Source organism: Corallococcus exiguus (assembly GCF_009909105.1).
Lineage (GTDB): Bacteria > Myxococcota > Myxococcia > Myxococcales > Myxococcaceae > Corallococcus > Corallococcus exiguus.
Genome location: NZ_JAAAPK010000008.1, coordinates 596152 through 615666, shown reverse-complemented (window position 1 = coordinate 615666; position 19515 = coordinate 596152). Strand labels below are relative to the sequence as shown.

General features: G+C 70.9%; 15 protein-coding genes. 6 read left to right on the top strand and 9 right to left on the bottom strand.

Annotation, left to right across the window (positions count from 1 at the left end; all coding sequences use genetic code 11):
* Window positions 1-143: 143 nt before the first annotated feature.
* The 3 genes from GTZ93_RS28720 to sppA all read right to left on the bottom strand — a co-directional run bounded on the left by GTZ93_RS28720 (window position 144) and on the right by sppA (window position 3322).
* Window positions 144-746 (bottom strand): hypothetical protein, encoded by a 603-nt coding sequence (locus GTZ93_RS28720; RefSeq protein WP_120579927.1) that lies wholly within the window; start codon window positions 744-746, stop codon window positions 144-146.
* 83 nt (window positions 747-829) lie between these two features.
* Window positions 830-1579, bottom strand: coding sequence for a TFIIB-type zinc ribbon-containing protein (locus GTZ93_RS28715; protein ID WP_161663125.1), 750 nt, complete (start codon window positions 1577-1579; stop codon window positions 830-832).
* Window positions 1580-1630: 51 nt separating this feature from the next.
* Entirely contained in the window at window positions 1631-3322 is a 1692-nt protein-coding gene (gene sppA / locus GTZ93_RS28710) for a signal peptide peptidase SppA (RefSeq protein WP_139923021.1), read from the bottom strand.
* Window positions 3323-3401: 79 nt separating this feature from the next.
* Here sppA and GTZ93_RS28705 point away from each other — a divergent pair, with 79 nt between their 5' ends.
* Window positions 3402-3755, top strand: coding sequence for a hypothetical protein (locus GTZ93_RS28705; RefSeq protein ID WP_120579930.1), 354 nt, complete (start codon window positions 3402-3404; stop codon window positions 3753-3755).
* Between the two features lie 18 nt (window positions 3756-3773).
* On the opposite strand, the gene GTZ93_RS28700 is transcribed toward GTZ93_RS28705, so the two are convergent.
* Window positions 3774-4850, bottom strand: coding sequence for an RNA 3'-terminal phosphate cyclase (locus GTZ93_RS28700; protein WP_139922081.1), 1077 nt, complete (start codon window positions 4848-4850; stop codon window positions 3774-3776).
* Between the two features lie 103 nt (window positions 4851-4953).
* Window positions 4954-6888 (bottom strand): CocE/NonD family hydrolase, encoded by a 1935-nt coding sequence (locus tag GTZ93_RS28695; protein WP_139922083.1) that lies wholly within the window; start codon window positions 6886-6888, stop codon window positions 4954-4956.
* 296 nt (window positions 6889-7184) lie between these two features.
* Here GTZ93_RS28695 and GTZ93_RS28690 point away from each other — a divergent pair, with 296 nt between their 5' ends.
* Both GTZ93_RS28690 and GTZ93_RS28685 read left to right on the top strand, forming a co-directional pair.
* Window positions 7185-8774: an ADYC domain-containing protein gene (locus GTZ93_RS28690; RefSeq protein ID WP_139922085.1), complete on the top strand. Its 1590-nt coding sequence runs from the start codon at window positions 7185-7187 to the stop codon at window positions 8772-8774.
* Window positions 8775-8963: 189 nt separating this feature from the next.
* The gene (locus GTZ93_RS28685; protein WP_161663124.1) at window positions 8964-10547 is read left to right on the top strand and encodes an ADYC domain-containing protein; all 1584 of its coding nucleotides are present in this window, start codon (window positions 8964-8966) and stop codon (window positions 10545-10547) included.
* Window positions 10548-10556: 9 nt separating this feature from the next.
* On the opposite strand, the gene GTZ93_RS28680 is transcribed toward GTZ93_RS28685, so the two are convergent.
* A complete protein-coding gene (locus GTZ93_RS28680) occupies window positions 10557-13181 on the bottom strand; it encodes a bifunctional serine/threonine-protein kinase/formylglycine-generating enzyme family protein (protein ID WP_139922088.1) in 2625 nt (874 codons plus the stop codon).
* Window positions 13178-14962 carry a sigma 54-interacting transcriptional regulator gene (locus GTZ93_RS28675; RefSeq protein WP_261778880.1) on the bottom strand — a complete coding sequence of 595 codons (1785 nt, stop codon included), beginning with the start codon at window positions 14960-14962 and terminating at the stop codon, window positions 13178-13180. Before GTZ93_RS28675 ends, GTZ93_RS28680 begins: the two co-directional genes overlap by 4 nt.
* A gap of 127 nt (window positions 14963-15089) precedes the next feature.
* Between GTZ93_RS28675 and GTZ93_RS28670 the strand changes: the two genes are divergently transcribed.
* Both GTZ93_RS28670 and GTZ93_RS28665 read left to right on the top strand, forming a co-directional pair.
* Window positions 15090-15584: a peroxiredoxin gene (locus GTZ93_RS28670; protein WP_120578434.1), complete on the top strand. Its 495-nt coding sequence runs from the start codon at window positions 15090-15092 to the stop codon at window positions 15582-15584.
* A gap of 123 nt (window positions 15585-15707) precedes the next feature.
* Window positions 15708-17183 (top strand): hypothetical protein, encoded by a 1476-nt coding sequence (locus GTZ93_RS28665; RefSeq protein ID WP_139922568.1) that lies wholly within the window; start codon window positions 15708-15710, stop codon window positions 17181-17183.
* On the opposite strand, the gene GTZ93_RS28660 is transcribed toward GTZ93_RS28665, so the two are convergent.
* Both GTZ93_RS28660 and GTZ93_RS28655 read right to left on the bottom strand, forming a co-directional pair.
* Window positions 17184-17549, bottom strand: a complete 366-nt coding sequence (locus GTZ93_RS28660; protein WP_139922565.1) for a hypothetical protein — start codon at window positions 17547-17549, stop codon at window positions 17184-17186. It abuts the gene before it with no gap.
* Between the two features lie 7 nt (window positions 17550-17556).
* Window positions 17557-17898, bottom strand: a complete 342-nt coding sequence (locus tag GTZ93_RS28655) for a hypothetical protein (protein WP_139922561.1) — start codon at window positions 17896-17898, stop codon at window positions 17557-17559.
* 163 nt (window positions 17899-18061) lie between these two features.
* Between GTZ93_RS28655 and GTZ93_RS28650 the strand changes: the two genes are divergently transcribed.
* On the top strand, window positions 18062-19510 hold the full coding sequence (locus GTZ93_RS28650; RefSeq protein WP_257979479.1) for a TraB/GumN family protein: 1449 nt from the start codon (window positions 18062-18064) through the stop codon (window positions 19508-19510).
* Window positions 19511-19515: the final 5 nt, after the last annotated feature.

The window sequence follows — 19515 nt, the reverse complement described above, 5'->3', positions numbered from 1 at the left end:
AAACCTTTTGAAAACGGGCGTTTGCACGCTCGAAGGGGGGCGGAGATTGCCAGCACTCCGGGGGCTGTCAACGTCGTTTAACGCACATGCCCGGAGGCCGCCCGGCCTTCCTCCAGCACTGGATCGCGCCCGGCTTCTGGCCCTCATTCGATGGCTGCCACCCGGTACTCGCCATCCTCCAGCACCAGCCGCACCGCGCGCTCACCCCCCAGAGGGAACAGCGCTTCACCCGCCGCCACGCGCACGTGGGTGTTGAGGGCCAGCCGGGCGCGGCGCAGGCGCTCCCTGGCCAGGGGCTCGCGCTCGAAGTCCTCTTTCAGGCGCTCCGGCGTGTAGCGGGCCCTCAGCGGCGAGGCGAGCAGGCCCCATGCGCCCTTCCAGTCGCGGGACTCCACCTGGTCCAGGAACTTCTTCAGCGCCGCGCGGGGCACGTCCGCGGGGCGGGACTCCACCACGCGCCAGTCCTCTCCCTGGCGGGCCAGCGTGACGGACGGGGCCCGGGCCTCCAGCACGCCCGAGCCTGCCCGGACGGCGGCGGCGCGCTCCTTCCGGGCGGCCTCGACGGAGTACTCGTCCAGGAAGGCCCCCTCGCCCTCCGGGGTGCCGGTCGTCAGGCGGTAGGCGTCCGACAGCCGGTTCTCCTCCAGTGCCTTGGCGTACGCCTCCGCGACCGAGGCCGGTTCACGGGACATGGTGGCACAGGCGGTGCCCAGCAACAGGAGGCTCAAGGGGGCAAGACGGGTCATCACTGGCGCGGCAGGGTAGACGCCGGCTCCGGGGCCGGCAATGCCCGTACGTCCGCCCCGTTGGTGCTCCCGCGGACGAACGGTCAGCGACGCAGCAGCCGGAATAGCCAGACGACGATGTCCGCCAGGTCGACGCCGTCCGACGCGGCTTCCAGGTTCGGGTAGTTGGACGGGTCCCGGTCCCTGGGAAGGCTGTTGCCCGACACGGCGCCCTTCGGGCGGTGCTCGCGGCAGTAGAGGTCACCGTTGAACGCGTACGCCTGGGGCACGGAGACCTGGATGCCGCAATGGACGCAGGCCAGCGGGGAGAGCACGCCCAGTCCGCCCGTGGGCGAGTCCGACGGCGGCAGCGCGGCCGTGGAGCCTGGACCCTTCCATGGGTCCGCGCCCCCATCCGTCGCCGCGGCGACCTCCCAGCCCTTGGACGTCGCGGGCGTGGGCTTGGGGGCCGTCACCTCGGCCTTCTCCAGGGCCTCGAACTTGCCCGCGTCCAGCCAGGTGCCGCCGCAGTGCGTGCACAGGTCCACGTTGCACACGCGCGCGTTGACCATCGCCAGCCGCGCGCCGCAGCCGGGACAGCCCAGGGGCGCGCCGGAGCAGGTGGCACAGACGGCCATGGCGCGTGGGACGAGGTGCCCGCCGGTGCGGCAGCGCGATGCGGCCTGCCTCGCCGCGGTCAGCAGCGGCTTGAGCGAAGGCCGGTCCGGAAAGCGCTCCAGCTCCCCCCGGTCGAAGTACAGACCGTGGCAGCGCGGACAGACGTCCACCTCCACGTCGGAGGCATGGACGACGTTCATGGGCTGGCTGGGGCAGACCGGGCAGGAGCGGGCCATGCGGCGCATGCTAAAGGGCCGACTCTCCCAGTGAAAGGCGCGACGCCGCTCTCAATCGTCGAACCGGCGGAAGGCCCTGGAGCGCTGGAGGCTCCACGCCGTGGTGCAGAAGGCGTACGTGGCCGGGTGCGCCGCGCCCATCAGCAGCTTGAGCAACGACAGCCTCGCGCGAGCGTCACCGTAGCGCACCAACTCGAAGTCGTCCGACGGGACGCGCGCCTCGTCCAGCGCGTGGCGGCAGACCTCCTCGAAGCCGCCGATGCGGTCCACCAGCCCCGCCTCCTTCGCGCGCAGCCCCGAGTAGACGCGCCCCTCCGCGCGCTGGTGGATCTCCTCCTTCGTCCGGCCTCGTGCCTGGGCCACCAGCTCCAGGAAGGACTGGTAGCCCTCTTCCACCTCTCGCTCCAATGCGGCGCGCTCGTGTGGCGTGAAGCCCCGCGACGAGGAGAAGAAGGCCGCGTTCTCGCCCCGCGCCAGCGTGGTGCGGTGGATGCCCAGCTTCTCTAGCAGCTCGCCGTACTCGAACTTGCCCACGAAGATGCCGATGGAGCCCACGACGGCATGGGGCGCGGACCAGATCTCCTTCGCGCCGATGGCCGCCATGTAGCCGCCGCTCGCGCAGATCTGATCCACGTACGCGATGACGGGCTTCTGCTTCGCCACGCGCTTCACCGCTTCCAAGATCTGCTCGGACGCGAGCGCTGATCCGCCGGGGCTCCCCACCGCCAGCACCACCGCCTTCGCGCGCGGATCCCTCCCCGCCTTCCGCAGCGCCTTCACCACCGAGTCCGCCGCCGCGAACCGGCCCGCGCCGCCGCTGCCCGGGATGATGATGCCCGCCACGTCCACCACCGCCAGCCGGGGCTTGCGGCGCAGCCGGCGCCACTTCACCGGCGGGAACGCGAGCGTCGCCAGGTACGCGTCATAGGTGGGCACCGGGGGCTCCTCGTCCTTCTTCGCCTCCAGGCCCAGGTGCGCGCCCAGGTCCGCTTCGTGGACCAGCCCGTCCACCAGCCCCGCCTCCAGCGCCCGCTTCGCGCTGTAGGGCCCTGAATCGATGAGCGCCCGCGCCTCCTCCGGCGTCTTGCCCCGGTCGCTGGAGATGGCCTCCACCAGCACGCCGTAGCGCTCGTCCAGGAAGGACTCCAGCGTCTGGCGCTGGATGTCGGACACCTTGCCGTCCGTGAAGAGCTCCGGCGCCGTCTTGTAGTCGCCGCGCCGCGCGAAGTGCGCGTGGATGCCCACCCGCCCGAAGGCCTCGCCCAGCACCGTGGCCTCGGCGGCGTAGCCCACCAGCTCCACCCGGCCCATGGGGGCGAGCAGCACCTCGTCCGCCGCGCCCAATACGGGGTAGGCGTCCGTGTCCACCATCACCGCCCAGGACACCACCCGCTTGCCGGCGGCCTGGAAGTCCGACAGCAGGGTGCGAAGGGCCTCGCGCTTGGCGTCCGGGATGCCCAGGCCCTCCAGCTCCAGGAGGATGCCCTCCACCTTCGGGTCCGCGGCCAGCACCTTGAGTGCGCGGCCCAACGCTTCCAGTGACGTCACCGTGGCGGGCTCCGCCGCGGCGCCGCCGAAACGAAATCGTTGCACGGGGCGAGGGCGGTACGGGAGCTCGCCCGCGAGCCGGAAGCGGATCCACGTGGGTCTTTTGCGCGCCGCCATCAGACGAAAGGGCAGGCCCAGGAGGAGTCGCAGCCCCAGGAGGAGGTTCGTCAGGAGGAGGAAGGGAAGGCGGAGCATGCGCCGCGCGTAACGCCCCGCGCCGGGCGAAGCAACCCCTGTTCACCCGCGCCGGGAGGCTCTGTTAGGCTGAAGGCCCATGCCCTCCCCCTCCCTCCCCCGGCTTGTCCTCGTCCTCGCCCTTGTCTGGGGCGGCGCTGTCCTGGCGCAGCCCCAGCGCCGGCAGCCTCAGGAGTTCCAGAACCGCAAGGAGTTGACCCAGGAAGAGAAGGACGCCGCCAAGGCGCGCGCCATGGGCAACAACCTCAACGGTTACGGCAAGGACGTGCAGATCAAGGAGACGCCCATTCCCTGGATGGCCATTGGCCTCGTGGGCATCGTCTTCCTCGTCGCCGCGCCCTTCGCCATCCGCGCCTACCGGGGCACCGTCAAGGACATGTCGGACTCCAACACCTTCGGCGCCCGTGGCAACGCCACCGAGGACGAGGCTTAAGCGCCTCGCCCTTCCCCTTCACGCCGGGCGGACCTCCACGCTTCCGCCCGGATCCACCTGAAGGTGCACCGGCAGGAAGCGCCGCAGCACCTCCGCCTGGACCGTCAGCTCGTCGGTGATGCGAGCGGCGGTGAAACGCGTGGTGCCCGGCGTCACCGCCCCCAGCCTCCCTGACGCCAGGAGCGCCGCCGGCAGCAGCAACTGTTCCGCCAGGTGTTCGTCGAGCGCGCCGCCCGTCTCCATGAAGCGGGTCAGCGCCTCCGCCGCCTCGCGCCCCACCCCTTCGGCGTCCAGGCCCCGCTCGCCCAGCGACGTGAAGCCCGCCACGGTGTGCTCGAACTGCGCCAGCACGAGTGTCGCGGAGCCCTGCGAGCGCGTCACCGCCAGTGGCCGGTTGTCCGCTTCCGCCAGGATGCCCCGCTCGCGCAGCGCGGCCACCGCGGCGCGGGACTGACGCTCCGCCACCGCGAAGGGCAGCCCGCCCACGACGGACATCACCCGCACCTCCCGCAGCACGCCGCGCGCGGGCAGGTCCACGCGCACGGGCGGCTCGGCCGGGGCGCCCACCTCCGCGGTGAACTCGCCCGCGCCCTCCGGAAGGAAGCCCGCGTGGGTGAGCGACAGCTGCACGGGCAGCCCGTATGCGCGCGCCACCGACTGCCACGCGCCGACGAGCTCGTGAAAGCTGGGCCCGCCCCGCGGGTGCGTGGCGCCTCGCAGCGTGAGCCGTCCGCCGCCCGCGAGCGCCAGCGGGTACACCAGGCACTGGAAGAGCCGGGGCGTGCTGCCGGACGCGCCGGCCTCCAGCAGGTAGTCCCCCGCGCGCACCGGGCCGGGCGTGAAGCGCAGCTCCGTGGAGCCCACGGAGGCGCCCTCGCTGGTGCCGCCGCTCAGCGCCTCCGCGCCGCGCACGTAGGCCAGGTGATGGGGACGCAAGCCCGGCGGGTCGCGGTGCCCGCGCAGCCCGCTGAGATGGAAGGGACGGCCGGTGATGAGCGACAGGGACAGCGCGGAGCGGAGGACGTGGCCGCCCCCCTCCCCCAACTTTCCGTCGAGCAACACCCGCCCGGCGTCGGGCCGGTCGTGACCGGTCATGTCCCTCCCGTCATGGCGTGTCGTGGCGCGCGGCCCGGTGAAGGGCCACCCGCGTGGTGGCGGGCGCGCAGCCTAGCAGACCGCGCGCGAGCGAACCGGGGATCTACTCGTCCAACGCGGGCAGGACGTTCACCTTCAACGCACTGGGCTGGGCCGCCGTGTGGTGCAGCCGGTGCATCGCACGCACGAAGTCGGTGGGCTTCGCCTCGTAGATGCTGGACACGTAGGTCTGCGGGTTGCGGTCGATGAACGGGAACCAGCTCGACTGCACCTGCACCATCAGCCGGTGGCCGCGCTGGAAGGTGTGGAACACGTCGTTGATGACGAAGCGCACCTTCGTCACCTCGTTGGGCGTGAAGGGCTTGGGCTGGGAGTAGCTGTCGCGGAAGCGGCCGCGGAACGGCTCCCCTCGCACCAGCGTCTGCTGCGCGCCCCGGTTGTGCTCGCCGGACTGCTCCTGCTCCTTCGTCCAGCCGGGCACCTTCCCGGGGTTCACGTCCACCAGCTTCACCACCCAGTCCGCGTCACTGCCCGTCGTGGAAACCCACAACTCCGCCTCCAGCGGGCCCGCGAGCGTGAGGTCCTTCTCCAGCGGCTCCGTCTGGTACGTGAGCACGTCCGGCCGGCGCGAGGCGAAGCGCTGATCCTCCGTCATGTACGACTTGGACCAGCCGGGGCTCAGGTCCTGCGTGTACGGCACGGGCTTCGCCGGGTCGCTCACGTACTCGTCGAACGACGGCGCCGCCGCCTTGGGGGCCTGGAACGCCAGCGCGCCCTGAGGCTGGAAGTACAGGCGCGCCTCCTTGGTGCCCTTGGGCGGCCAGGCGTCCAGTTGGCGCCAGCGGTTGGCGCCACCCTCGAAGACGAGCGCCTCCGGCACGGCCGCGTCCGGGCCTCCCTTCAGGTGCTGCTTGAAGAAGGCCAGCACCAGGTCCTGATACGTGGCGCTGGTGGGGAAGCCGAAGTCCGCGTCTCCCAGCGACGAGCCCTCCCCGCGCATCCATCCGCCGTGGGGCCACGGGCCCATCACCAGCGTGTTGGCGATGCCGGGGTTCTGCTTCTCGATGGCGGCGTACGTGCGCAGCGGCCCGTAGAGGTCCTCCGTGTCGTACCAGCCGCCCACCACCATCACCGCCGCCTTGATGTTCTTCAGGTGCGGCAGCAGGTTCCGCGCCTGCCAGAAGGCGTCGTAGTTGGGGTGCGCGGTGATGTCCTTCCAGAAGGCCACGTCACCGTGGAAGTGCTTCGCGTCCGCGTTGGCCACCGGGCCCAGGTCCAGGAAGAACTGGTAGGCGTCCGGGGTGCCGAATTCGAAGGGCTTCCACTCCACGTCATCCGTGGGCGCGGGGCGGGGCTTTCCGAAGACGGAGAAGAAGCTGAACGCCAGCTGCAGGTTGAGGGCGCCATGCCGGTGCATGTCGTCCCAGAACCAGTCCGCGATGGGCGCCTGCGGCGACACCGCCTTGAGCGCGGGGTGCGAATCGATGGCGCCCGCGGACGTGTAGAAGCCCGGATAGGACACGCCCCACATGCCCACCTTGCCGTTGTTGTGGGGCACGCGCTTCACCAGCCAGTCGATGGTGTCGTACGTGTCGCTGCTCTCGTCCACCTCCTTGCCCTTCTTGGTGTCGCGGTGGGGGCGCACGTTGACGAACTCGCCCTCGGACATGAACCGGCCGCGCACGTCCTGGAAGGCGAAGATGAAGCCCTCCTTCTCGAAGCCGGGCAGGCCCAGGGTCCTGGGATAGCGGCCCGCGCCGTAGGGGGGAATCGAGTACGGCGTGCGCATCATCAGCACGGGGTAGCGCTTCTGGGGGCTCGCGTCGTTGGGGACGTAGAACGTCGTGAAGAGCTTCACGCCGTCGCGCATGGGGATGCGCACCTCGTACTTCGTGAAGTGCGACCGGACGAACGCGGCGCGTTCATCCTCTGGACTCGCGGGCGGCTTGGGCGGCGCGGCGGGGGCCTGCGCGAGGGCGGGACCGGACAGCGAGAACAGCGCGAGCGCGGCCACGAGGCCGCGGGGGTGGAAGGCCATGCTCCCCTCCTCTTTGCGGAAAAATGCGGGGGAAATTCGGAAGGAAATGCATCTTGGGCGATGCCGCCCGGGCACGGAAGCTGGATCGCCCGCCGCATCGCGCCGCGCTCGGAGCGTGCAAGGCTTGCACACGCTCCTCGCATGCGCGGCACGGCAATCCTTGCATGCACGGCAAGGTTTGCGCGCTCCGCACAAAACAGAAATCCGTAGCCAACTTCACGCGCACGGTCCGTTCCATATGCAGCGGGGACGCGATGGTGCGCCCCACGGATTCGAAGGCCTGTGGAGATGGACACATGAAGGCGAGCGGCAGGACGTTGACGCGGTGGTGCCTGGCGATGGGGCTCCTGACGGCCCTGGGCGCGGAGGCGGATCCGCCGCCGGTGAACAGCGCGCAGGGAACGAAGCTGCACGGCTCGGGGCGCTTCGAGAACGTGAACATCCCGTTGAACTCCATCGAGGTCTCCGCGCCTCCCACCGGGCTGGTTTGCGATCCACCCATGGCGGCGATGTCTGGCGGGCGGCTGGTCGGCGTCCAGATCTGTACGGGTGGCAATCCCCCGATGCCGGTGCGGGTCCTGGAGGGGGTGGGCCTCGTGGGCACGTCCTTCCGCGCGCCCTTCGAGGGGCGCTCGGTGAAGCTCACCATCGATCAGGTCCGCTGCCACGTCGGCATCACGGCGCCCACCTTCCCGTGCACGGACCAGAACGTGGCTGACGGCAAGGCGTTCTGGGAGTACCGCGTGACGGCGTCCACGGAGGACGCGGCGCCCCAGGCGCTGTGCCCCACGGGCAGCGGATTCGCGCTCGCGGTGCCGCATGCGTGGTCCACGGGCGGCGAGCTGATCCCCAACTACGAGTACTTCACCTTCGCCTGCGCGCCGAAGGACGAGGGCACGAGCCAGCCGTTCTTCGTGGGCGGCGGCGTCATCGCCAAGTGCATCGACTGGGGTTATCCGCCCTGGAACGCGACGTCCTCGCAGGGCGTCGCGCGGGAGTACCACCAGCTGTGCACGCGCATGGCCACGGCGGACTACTGCGGCGAGGGCCGGAGCAACACGCTGGACGGGACGCCGCTGAAGTTCATGGGCCCCCATGACGCGATCCAACTGAACGCGGGAAACCTGCCGGTCACCTTGGAGGGATACTCCCTGGAGGCCGTGTGGAAGGTGGATGACTGCGGCGGAGTGCGGCCGCTGTGCCTGAGCAAGAAGCGCTGGGACACGCTGCCCCTGGAGGCCACGTGCGTGAACCGCAAGCTCCTCCTGGCCCCGCGTGCGACGCGGCCCTGCGAATCGATGAACCTGTCGGCCTATGCCAGCTCGACGCTGCTCGTGTCCTATTCGCTCTTCATCGACCGGTCGCTGGTGATGTTCAAGGATGCCGCCAACAGCTACGTGACGACCACCGCGGTGACGGTGGATGAGTCGACCATCGAAGGCGGCAGCAGCGTGACCGGCATCCACCTGGACCTGGATGCGGACGGAGCGGCGGACGTGACGCCGTTCACGCCGCAGCGCAAGGAGGGGCCCATCCTCTCCTCGAAGCTGCCGGCCGACATCCGCGCGCGCATGGGCAGCCTCATCAAGCCGCTGTACCGGTGCGCGAGCAGCACCGGGCGCTACCTGCTCACGGACGATCACCAGTGTGAACGCCTGGCCGGCTTCGCCCTCCAGCCCCTCAACGGAGACCAGGGCATCGAAGGCTTCGTGTACAGCTCCGTGGACGTCACCAGCGCGGGCCAGCGCCGGCCGCTGAAGCTGTGGCGGTCCCTGGTGGCGCCGGGCGTCTACGCCACCTCCACGCAGGCCCAGCCCGGGTTCTTCCTCGTCCGGGAGCTGGGCTACCTGCCGGCGGTGGGACAGCTGCCGGCGCGCGACCTCTGAGCGGTTCGGGATGCAAGACCTGCACGGGAGGCGGCGCGGACCCGTGCAGGGGTTGCATGTCCGGCAGGAGTTGCATGGGGGGAAACCACGGCCGTGCGTAGGGCGGAGCGTTGGCATCCGGCTCGCATTGATGCGCGGGTGACCTCCGCCCGCGCGCGGAAGAAAAATGGAGCCGTGGACGTGGGGACGATGACGGGCTGGAAGCGGTTGCTGGCGGGGGTGCTGTGCCTGGGGAGCGCGGTCGCGGGAGCGGAACCTCCCCCGACGAACAGCGCGCAGGGCACGCAGCTGCACGGCTCCGGGCGCTTCGAGTTCATCAACGTGCCGTTGCGGTCGGTGGAGGTGCCCGAAGCCCCCGGAGAGCCCGACTGCGGGAGGCCGGTGGCAACGATCGCGGAGGGCCGGTTGAGGGTGACCCAGAACTGCGCCGTGGAGGGGACGCCCATGCCCGTGAGGAGGATCCTGGAGGGGCCCACGCTGGAGAAGGCCGTGTTCCGCGCGCCGTTCGAGGGCCGCACGGTGAAGCTCGTCATCGAGTCGGTCCGCTGTCACGAGGACATCACGCCGCCGACCTCCGCGTGCGACTCCGCCAACGTGAACGCCGGCAAGGCGCGCTGGGAGTACCGGGTCCAGGCCTTCACGGATGACAAGAACGTGACGCCGTTGTGTCCCACCGGCAGCGGCTACGCGCTCGCGGTGCCGCACGCGTGGTCCACGTCCGGGGACCTGCGGGAGAACCCGAACTTCTTCACCTTCGCCTGCGCGCCGAAGAACGAGGGCAGCTCCAGCAAGCCGTTCTTCGTGGGCGGCGGCGTCATCGCCAAGTGCATCGACTGGGGCTATCCGCCCTGGGCCACGGAGTACCCGGAGACCGTCGCGCGCGAGTACCACCAGCTGTGCACGCGCATGGCGGTGGCGGACTACTGCGGCGAGGGCCGGAGCAACACACTGGACGGGACACCGCTGGCGTTCATGGGGCCGGAGAACGCGGCCGTCCTCAGCCAGAGCGGCCACCTGCCGGCGACGCTCGTTCCGGACGGCTACGCGCTGGAGGCGGTGTGGACGATGGACTCCTGTGGCCTGGCGCGGCCGCTGTGCCTGGGCAAGAAGCGCTGGGACACGCTGTCCGCGGACGCCACCTGCGTGGATCAGGCGCTCAAGATCCCGGTGCCGAAGCTCACCTGTGAGCAGGTGGACTTCCACGGGACGGCGCAGCGGATGCTGGTGTCCTATTCGCTCTTCATCGACCGCGCGCTGGTGCTGTTCAAGAAGGGCACCACCGACTACGTGACGACGACCGCCGTCGAGGGCATCCCAGGCGAATCCGCGGGAGGCGCGCTGCCGGGGGCCTTCATCCTGGCGATGGAGGGACTGGGGAGCGCGGCGCCCACCGACTACTCCCCGGTGCGGGTCGAAGGGCCCATCCTGTCCCCGACGCTGCCCAATGACGTGATGGCGAGGATGAAGCCGTTCATCAAGCCGCTGTACCGCTGCGGAACGTCCACCGGGCGCATGCTGCTCACGGACCGGCCGGACTGCGAGCTGGCGGCGGGCTATTCGCGCAGACCGCTCGCGGGGGATGGGGCCGTCGAGGGCTACATCTACAGCTCCGTCGACCCGGTCCGCGAGGGACAGCGGCGGCCGCTGAAGCTGTGGAGGCACCCGACGCTAGGTGTCTACGCCACGGCGACCCTGAACCCGGGCGCCTTCACGTTCGTGCGCGACCTGGGCTTCCTGCCCGCGGTGGGGCAGCTGCCGGGGCGGGACCTCTGAGTCATGGCGTCAGGGCATGGACGCGCACACGCGCATCCCGATGAAGGGGAAGCGTGTGCGGGGTTCGCCGTCGCCGTGGTTGAGGGCGCGGGCGGTGAGCGCGTCCTGGTAGAACGAACCGCCGCCGTACGCGGGCGTGCTGTTCGTGTCCGTCACCAGCCATTCCCACACGTTGCCGGACAGGTCCGCCACACCGAAGGGGCTGTCCGACGCGGGATGCGAACCCACCGCGTCCGGCCCGAAGGCGCGCGGCTTGCGGCCGTAGGTGGCGTCGAAGTTGGCGTCATCCGGCGCGAGCACCGGGCCGTGCGGGTAGTCGCGTCCATCCGCGCCCCGGGCCGCGCGCTCCCATTCGCGTTCGGAGCACAGGCGTGCGTGGGGCAGCCGGCCGGTGGCATCCAGCCACGCGGTGTACGCGCGGGCGTCCTCCCAGGAGATGCCGGACACGGGGAAGCGGCGCCAGTCCTGTTCGGCGCGCAGGGTGCGGTCCTGGTAGCGCAGCGGCTCCCCTTCCCTCGCCTGGTACGTGACGCCTTCGTGCTCCAGGTGGAAGGTCCAGGTGCTGTCGTTGGCCGGGCGCAGCTCGATGGTGCCGAAGTAGTTGGTGCCCCGGGGCCTGCGCGCGGCGCGCTCGGAGGCGGGCAGTTCGCGCAGCCAGGCGAGCCAGTCCGCGTAGGTGACTTCGTGGCGCGCGATGAGGAAGGCGCCGGTGGTGAGCCGGTGCATCGGGCGCGTGCGGATGACGGTGCGGCGGATGGTCTCGTCGTCGCCGCTGCCGTAGAGGAAGCGGCCGGGGGGCACGTAGACGTAGCCTTCCGGGACGTGTTCGGGGATGGGGACCTTCGCCTGGAAGGTCTCTCCGCGCGTGAGCATGACCGGGTAGTGGACGGGAGGCCTGTCAGGGAGCGTGAAGGTCAGCCGGTGCGAGCCGGGCTCCAGCGTGAGGCCGGAGGTCATGGGCGTCTTGTCGAAGGCCCTGGGCTCGGACCAGCGCGGCGGGCCGCCGGGCTGGGGCTCGAAGGATTCGACCTGGATGACGGCGCCAGGGGGATCGCTGTCCAGCTCCATCCGGACGGGGGCGGTCAGCTTCTGGCTCGTGCGGGCGCTCGGGTCCAGTTCGTTCAGGCGTTGGGTCAGCGTGGTCTGGACGCCGGATTCGCGGTCGCGCTCCGCGAAGAGGATCCGCTGGAGGAGGACCTCCGCGACGCGTTGATCCAGGGCGAGGTTCGAGCCCCGGCCCACGCGTGTCTGCGCGGCTTCGAGGACGGTGCTGGCGTCCTCGTAGCGGCGGGCCTGCTTCGCGCCCAGCTCCAGGGCCTGGGCCCAGGAGGCCTCCGCGTCGGAGGAGCGGTCGGTGTCGAACGCGGTGAAGGCCTCCGTGCGGAGGACTTCGATGCGGGTGTCCAGGGCGCGGCCTTCGTCGAGGATGGAGGAGGCGGAGGCCATGGCCTTCTCCACGTCGATGCGCCGGGAACGTTCGCCCCACCAGTCGCCGCCAGCGAGGATGGCCACCGCGAGCCCCGGGAGCGCGAGCACGCGGGTGATGCGCAGCCACCGTGGACGCGGGGGCGCGATGGCCGGGGTGACGCCGCGCGAGGTGATGGACTCCAGGGCTTCGCGCAGGGCGTCCGCGGATTCGAAGCGCGCGAACGGATCATGCGCGAGGCAGCGGGCGAGGATGGCGGCGAACGTCGCATCGGCGCCGGGGACCACGACGTCCAGGGGCTCGAAGTTCCGGGGGAGTCGCGGGGCCTCCGCGAGCGGTCCGGGCGTGGGGCCGCCGCACAGCTCGTAGAGGAGCACGCCCAGCGAGAAGAGATCGCTGCGGACCGTGGCCGGTTCTCCTCGCCAGACCTCCGGAGCCATGTAGAGCGGTGTCCCGATGCGGCCCGTGGCCAGCAGGTCCGCGGGACCGAGGAGGCGCTCCGGAGGGAGTGGCGTCGACGTCGCGGTCCGCGGGGCGAGGCCAGGATCCGAGGCCGCCGTCCCTGGACGGCCCGTGGCGGCCCCCTGCCTCGGCACATCGACGGTCGAGGTCCGTCGCGAATCCTCCACGCCGGGCAGATCCACCGTCGCCGCACCCTCCACGAGCAGGGCACCTGCTCCTTCCGGTGGGCGCACGGGCCCGACGGGCGCCATCGCCACGTCGAGCAGCTTCGCCACGCCGAAGTCGAGCAGCTTCACCTGACCGTCCTCGGTCAGCAGCGCGTTCGCGGGCTTGAGGTCCCGGTGCAGCACCCCCTGCCGATGCGCCGCCGCGAGCCCTTTCGCCAGCCCGATGCCAATCTCCAGCACCCGCGTCCAGGGCACCGGCCGGGCCAGCCGGTCCAGGCTGTCCCCTCTCAAGAACTCCGAGACGAGGTAGGGCCGGTCCTTCACCTCGCCCACGCGGTGGATGCCCACCACGTTCGGATGCTGCACCCTCGCGATGGCCCGCGCCTCCGTGCGGAAGCGCTCGCGCTGCACTTCATCCGGCGCGACGCCCGCGATGAACTTCACCGCCACCAGCCGGTCCAGCACCGTGTCGTGCGCGAGGTACACCTCCCCCATCGCGCCCCGCCCCAGCGGCTGCAACAGGCGGTACTCCCCGAACGTCGCGGGCGGCTGCCAGGCTGGAAGCGGCTCGCTCCTCATTCACCCGCCGCGCCCCGGCCTCGTGAGGGTGAGATGCGGTGCTGCTTCAGCTTGAACGCGAACGTGCGCAGCGGCATCCCGATGAGCTGCGCCGCCCGCGTCTGCACCCCACCCGTCGCCTCCAGCGCCTCCACCATCCGCTGCCGCTCCAGCGTCCGCAGCTCCTCCGCCAGGTTCTGGAACACCCTCGGAGCCTCCGTGCCGCCCCCCTCCGCGCGCACCGCCTCCGGCTCGAGGGGAGGCAGCGCCCGCAGGGACTCCGGCAGGTGCGATGGCTCCACCACGGGCCCCGGAGACGTGGCCACCGCGTACTCCACCGTGTTCTTCAACTCGCGCACGTTGCCCGGCCACGCGTGCGCGCCCAGCACCTCCATGGTCGCGGCGGACAGGTGCAGCGGCGGACGCCCTGCCCTCGCGCAGGCGTCCTCCAGGAACGCCCGCGCCAGCAACGGCAGCTCGCGGGGCCTGTCACGCAACGGCGGCAACATCACCACCGCCGCGGACAGGCGGAAGAACAGGTCCTGCCGGAAGCGCCCCGCCTTCACCTCGTCCGCCAGCACCCGGTGCGTGGCCGCCACCACGCGCAGGTCCACGGGCCGCTCGCGCGAATCGCCCAGCCGGGTGATCACCTGCTGATCCAACGCGCGCAGCAGCTTGGCCTGGATGGGCAGCGACAACTCCGCCACCTCGTCCAGGAACAACGTCCCGCCACTGGCCCGCTCCAGCAGGCCCGCGCGCGCCCGGTCCGCGCCGGAGAACGCGCCCCGCTCGTGGCCGAACAGCTCCCCTTCCACCAGGCTCTCCGGCAGCGCCGCGCAGTTGAGCGCCACGAAGGGCTGCGCCGAGCGCGGCGACCAGTGATGCACCGCCCACGCCGCGTTCTCCTTCCCCGCCCCCGTCTCGCCGTGGATGAGCACCGGCAGGGGGCTCGCCGCCAGCCGGCGCAGCAATTCGAACAGGCGCATCAGCGCCGCGTCCGCCACCACCACTGAACGCTCACCCAGCGCCAGCCGGTACATCGAAGGCCCGCTGACCCGTGTCTCTCCTGGCGCCGCCGCCAGGGCCGCGGCCTTCGCCGAGCCCAGCAGCGCGTCCCCCTGCATCCCGTCCCCCGGCGCGGTCGCCAGCCCCGCCCGCACCCGCCCGGCCAGCGGCGTGAGCACCGACACCAGGTGCGCCGCCGCCGCTTCCGCTTCCTCGCCAGACAGGTCCGGCAGCAGCACCATCAGCGTGCCGCCCACCTGTCCCACCCCGTCCATCAACCGCAGCGCACCGTGCAGCGCCCGCACCAGCTCCACCTGCGGCACCCGCGCGGACTCCACCTCCAGCGCGAGCACGCTCACCGCCAGACCCGAGCTGTGCACCCGGTCCAGCTCCTCGGAGAGCCGGGCCCGCAGCCCTTCGGTCTCCAGCGCCCGCCGCTCCGGCAGGGGCCGCTCGCCCCGGTGAAACACCAGGGTCACGTTGCCCAGCGTCACCACGTCGCCGCCGTCCAGGGGCCGCGTCCCCTGCACCCGCTCGCCGTTGACCCGCACGCCGTTGTGGCTGCCCAGGTCCGCGATGAACGCCTCGCCCTCCGCCACGCCCACCTTCGCGTGCTGGCGGCTCACCGACGCGTCCTCCACCACCACGTCCGCCCCCACCGCGCGGCCAATCACCACCGCCCCTTCCCGGGGCAACGGAACGAGCGTGGAGGTGTTCCCCTGCAGGAGCAGCAGGTACAGCCGGTCCGCCGGGGCGGCGCGGGAGGGCCCCCGGCGGGAGTCCTCGGTGTCCATCATGTCGCGTGGCTCCATTCCTCGAAAGAATGCCCAGGCCCTTGAATTCCGGGCAACCCGGTTGTCCTGATTGATTTGCGGGTCAGGCCGTGCGCGGTCCATGCTCCCACCCGGGAGGAGAGGGACTTTCATGGCCAAGATGCTGAAAGAAGGGGATGCGGTTCCGGATGTCACACTGCAGGGGCCGGGCGGCGCGCCGGTGCGCCTGCGCGACCTGCTGGGTGACAAGGCGATGGTCATCTACTTCTACCCGAGGGACGACTCCCCGGGATGTACGGTCCAGGCCTGCAGCCTGAGGGATCAGTACCAGGACTTCACGGACGCGGGCGCGGACGTGGTGGGCATCAGCAGCGACTCCGCGGAGTCCCACGAGAAGTTCGTCGCCAAGTACCGCCTCCCCTTCCGGCTCCTCAGCGACCCGGATGGCGCGGCGCGCAAGGCCTTCGGGGTGGGCACCAACTTCCTGGGGCTATTGCCCGGCCGGGTGACGTTCGTCGCGGACAAGGGCGGCACCATCCGCTACGCGTTCGAGTCGCAGATCCAGGTGAAGAAGCACGCCGAACACGCGCTGGATGTCGTCCGGTCGCTCACGGGCCAGGGAGCCGCTCCCACCCGTTCCGCCTGACACACGTGTTTGCCGTGCGTTTCCCGGTAGACTGATTCCCGTCGTCCAGGCCGTGGGAGCCGGGACGCCTCACCCCCGCCGCTAGCAACATCGGAGCACATCGGGTGGGCCGGAGGTCATGCCATGCGGTTTCACTGGTTGCTGGGACTGTCGCTGTGCGTCGGCGGCTGCGCGAGCCTGACGAAGGACCTCCATGCCGACACGCCGGAGGACGAGGAGGTCCCCACCGAGGAGACGGTGTACCTGGTCCCGCTGGACGAGGCGCTCTTCACCATGCGGCGCGTCTTCGAGTCGCAGCGCTACGACGTCTTCGAGCGCGAGGGCCACCACGAGCTCTACACGTCCGCGCACGAGCCCGGGGTGAACCTGCCCGGCAACCGCACCTACGAGCGCTACTTCGTGAAGGGCGCGTCGCTGGGGCCGCGCCAGTCGGTCATCCGAGTCTTCCGGCTGAGCTACCGCGAGCAGGACACGAACATCGAGGTGAAGCCCAAGTGGCTCAACGAGCGCATCGCGGACGAGGAGAAGTACCTCTCCCGGAAGACGTTCGAGCGCTTCACGTTCGACGGCGTGCCGGACATGGAGGGCTTCAAGATGGTGCGCGGCACACGCGACCTGCCCCTGGAGCGCAAGCTGCTGGCGAAGCTGGAGATGGTGCCGTCGCTGGAGCTGGTGGGTGGCAGGACGAACGCGCCCGTGCGCGCCGTGCAGGTGGAGGGCTGGGATGACGACACGGCCCAGCCGCCGCCGGTGAAGTGCGGGGCGCCGCTGCAGGGCGTGGAGCCGCTGCTCACGGCGGGGAACACGGTGCTGGTGGGAGATCCACTGGGCACGCGTGAGCTGCCGGAGATCGCCACGCGGATGCTCTGCGACGCGGTGGAGAAGAAGCTGTCCGTGGCGTTGGCGCTGTCCATGCCGTCGGAGGATCAGGGCGCGCTGGACGACTACCTGGCCAGCGAGGGCCACGGCCCGGACCTGGAGCGGCTGCTGGTGGTCAGCTCGTTCTGGCGCCGCGTGTATCAGGACGGCCGCAGCAGCGGCGCCCTGCTCCGCCTCATCGAGCAGGCCCGGAGGCTGCGCGCGCAGGGGCACTCCGTGACGGTGCTGGCGTTCGATTCGAACAACGCCTCTGGCAACGCTCGCGAGGCGGAGATGGCGAAGAATCTCATCGCGTACCGCCAGGCGAATCCGGACACGTGGCTGCTGGCGCTCGCGGGTGACGTGCACGTGCGCACGAAGCCGGTGAGCTGGAACAAGGACTTCGAGCCGCTGGGCTGGCGGCTGACGAAGGCGCTGCCCGCGTCGCCGGTGAAGGCGCTGGAGGTGGGCTTCGCGCGAGGTTCGCAGTTCTCCTGCCGGTTCAACGTCTGGGAGCAGGTGGACTGCAACGTCTTCGCGCTCAGCCCGACCCCGGAGCTGCGCCAGGAGCCGGGAACGCCGCGCAAGGTGGCCATGTTCGATGCGCCCAGCGACACGGGCTTCCACGGCCGGCTCTGGGTGGGTGCCCTCAACGCCTCACCCCCGGTCATCCAGCGCGCCGCCCCGCCCGTGGCCCAGCAGCAGCCGGGCGCCGCGAAGCCCGCGGACGCGGAGCACTGATCAATCATTGCTGGGTGGGAGCCCCTCGAAGGTCGCCCATCCGCCTGGAGGCGTCTGGACTCCCAGCGCATCCAGGCACTCGCGGGCCTGGGCATTCCATCCGGGGTCCATGAGATGACCGGTGGGCGCGGATGCCAGGGACTCGGCGAGCGCCCGCACCGTGGGAGCCGCTGACCGGAAGCGCTCCGCATCCGGGCTTCCCCAAGCCTTCTCACAGAAGGCGGCGAGCGCCACCATGCGAGTCTGGAGCACGGTCCGCAGTTCCTCCGCCGGAGCCTGGGTGCACCACCGCTCGTAGAGGCGCGGTGCGGCCAGGACAGTCAGGAGGTTGAGCGCCTCGACGACCCGGGTCGCTTCCTGAGCCAACGAATCCTCAGCCACAGATGGGCCCCAGACGCGCGTTGAAGGGCGCCGTGTTGAATAGCAGCGCCTTCCCCTTCACGGCATCGCCGCTCGTGCACGTGTAGACCGCCCACCCTGTGAAGACGAGGTTCTCCATGCCCTCGATGAAGCAGTACGGGCACTTGCCTTCGCCACAGCTCGAAATAAAGCACGGCGTGCTGCCGCAGGTGACGGTCGCGGGCCATCCACGCTTGGCGCACCCCGGGGCCCTCGTCAGAGGAGGCTCCGCATGGGCTGCCGGTGTCAGCACGGAGCCCAGCATGCCGAGTCCCATCAGCAGCTTCGTCAGACTCTTTCGCGCGTGTCGCGGCACGAGGCACCCCTCCTCCAGCGAATATCCGGAGTGTGGAGTGTTCCTTTCACGGCAGGGTTGCGCAATTTCCACACCCGGAGTGCTAGACTCAAGCGTCCGGGGATGGTGCTGCCTTGGGCCGTCCCCTTCCACGAAAGGGGGCAGGACCATGCGGATGCACTGGATGCTGGGACTTCTGTGCATGACGGGTTGCACGGGCATCTCACGTGGGCTGGACGGGGATCCTCTGGACACGGAGCCCATCCCCACCGTGGAGCGCGTGTACCTGGTGCCTCTGGATGAGGCGATGTTCGTCGCACGCCGCCTGCTGGAAGAGCAGCGCCTGGACATCTTCGAGAACAACACCACGCATGAGCTGTACTCCCAGTCCTGGGAGATCGGCGTCAACGTCCGCGGCAACCGCACCTTCGAACGCTACCTGGTGCGCCCCGAAGAGGTCGGCCCGCGCCAGTCCATCGTGCGCATCTTCCGGCTCCAGTACCGCGAGGCGGAGGACGCCGTCACGCAGCAGACGCCCGAGCCGGGCAGCCAGAAGCGGAACGACCACTACTACAACCACAACCGCGAGGTTTTCGCCCACGAGACCTTCGAGGCCGTCCCGCAGATGGAGGGCTTCCGGCTGCGCCGCGGCATCCGCGACCTGCCCCAGGAGCGCAAGCTGCTGATGCGCCTGGAGATGGCCCCCTCCCTGGAACTGGTCGGCGGCAAGGCCTCCATCCCCGTGCGCGACGTGAAGGTCGCCGGCTGGACCCCGGAGACCCCGGAAGCCGCGCCCCGCTGCGGTGACCCCGTGGAGGGCGTGGACGCGCTGCTCACGCAGGGCGGCACCGTGCTGGTCGCGGACCCCATGGGCACGCGCGAGCTGCCGGATGCCGCCTCGCGGATGCTCTGCGACGCCACGGCGAAGAAGCTGCCGGTGGCGCTGGCCCTGTCCGTGCCGTCCGTGGATCAGGGCGCGCTCGACGAGTACCTCACCAGCGCCGGCACGGACGCGGACCTGGAGCGGTTGCTCGTGCTGAGCGACTTCTTCCGCCGCGTGGATCAGGACGGCCGCAGCAGCGCGGGCGTCATCCACCTGCTGGAGGCCGCGCGACGCCTGCGGCACCAGGGCCACTCCGTGTCGGTGGTGGCGTTCGACTCCAAGCAGGCGGCGGGCAACGCGCGCGAGGAGGAGATGGCCGCGAACCTCATCGCCTTCCGCAAGGAGAACCCGGACGCGTGGATGCTCGTGCTCGCGGGCGACGTGCACGTGCGCACCGGTGGCGTGAACTGGGATTCGAAGTTCGAACCCATGGGCCACCGCCTCACCGCCGCCCTGCCCTCCTCCCCCGTGCGGGCCCTGGACGTGGGCTTCGCGCGCGGGGCCCACTTCGCCTGCCGCTTCAACGTCTGGCAGCAGGTGGACTGTGACGTGCACGGCATCAACCCGGCGGCGGACGCGCGCCAGGAGCCGAACACGCCGCGCAAGGTGGCCCTCTTCGACGCGCCGGGCGAGACGGGCTTCCACGGCCGGCTCTACCTGGGCACGCTGAGCCCGTCCCTGCCCGTCCTCCAGCGCGCCGCGAAGCCCGTGGTCCAGCAGCAGGCCCCCGCGCAGCCCGCCGAGCGCTGACCGCG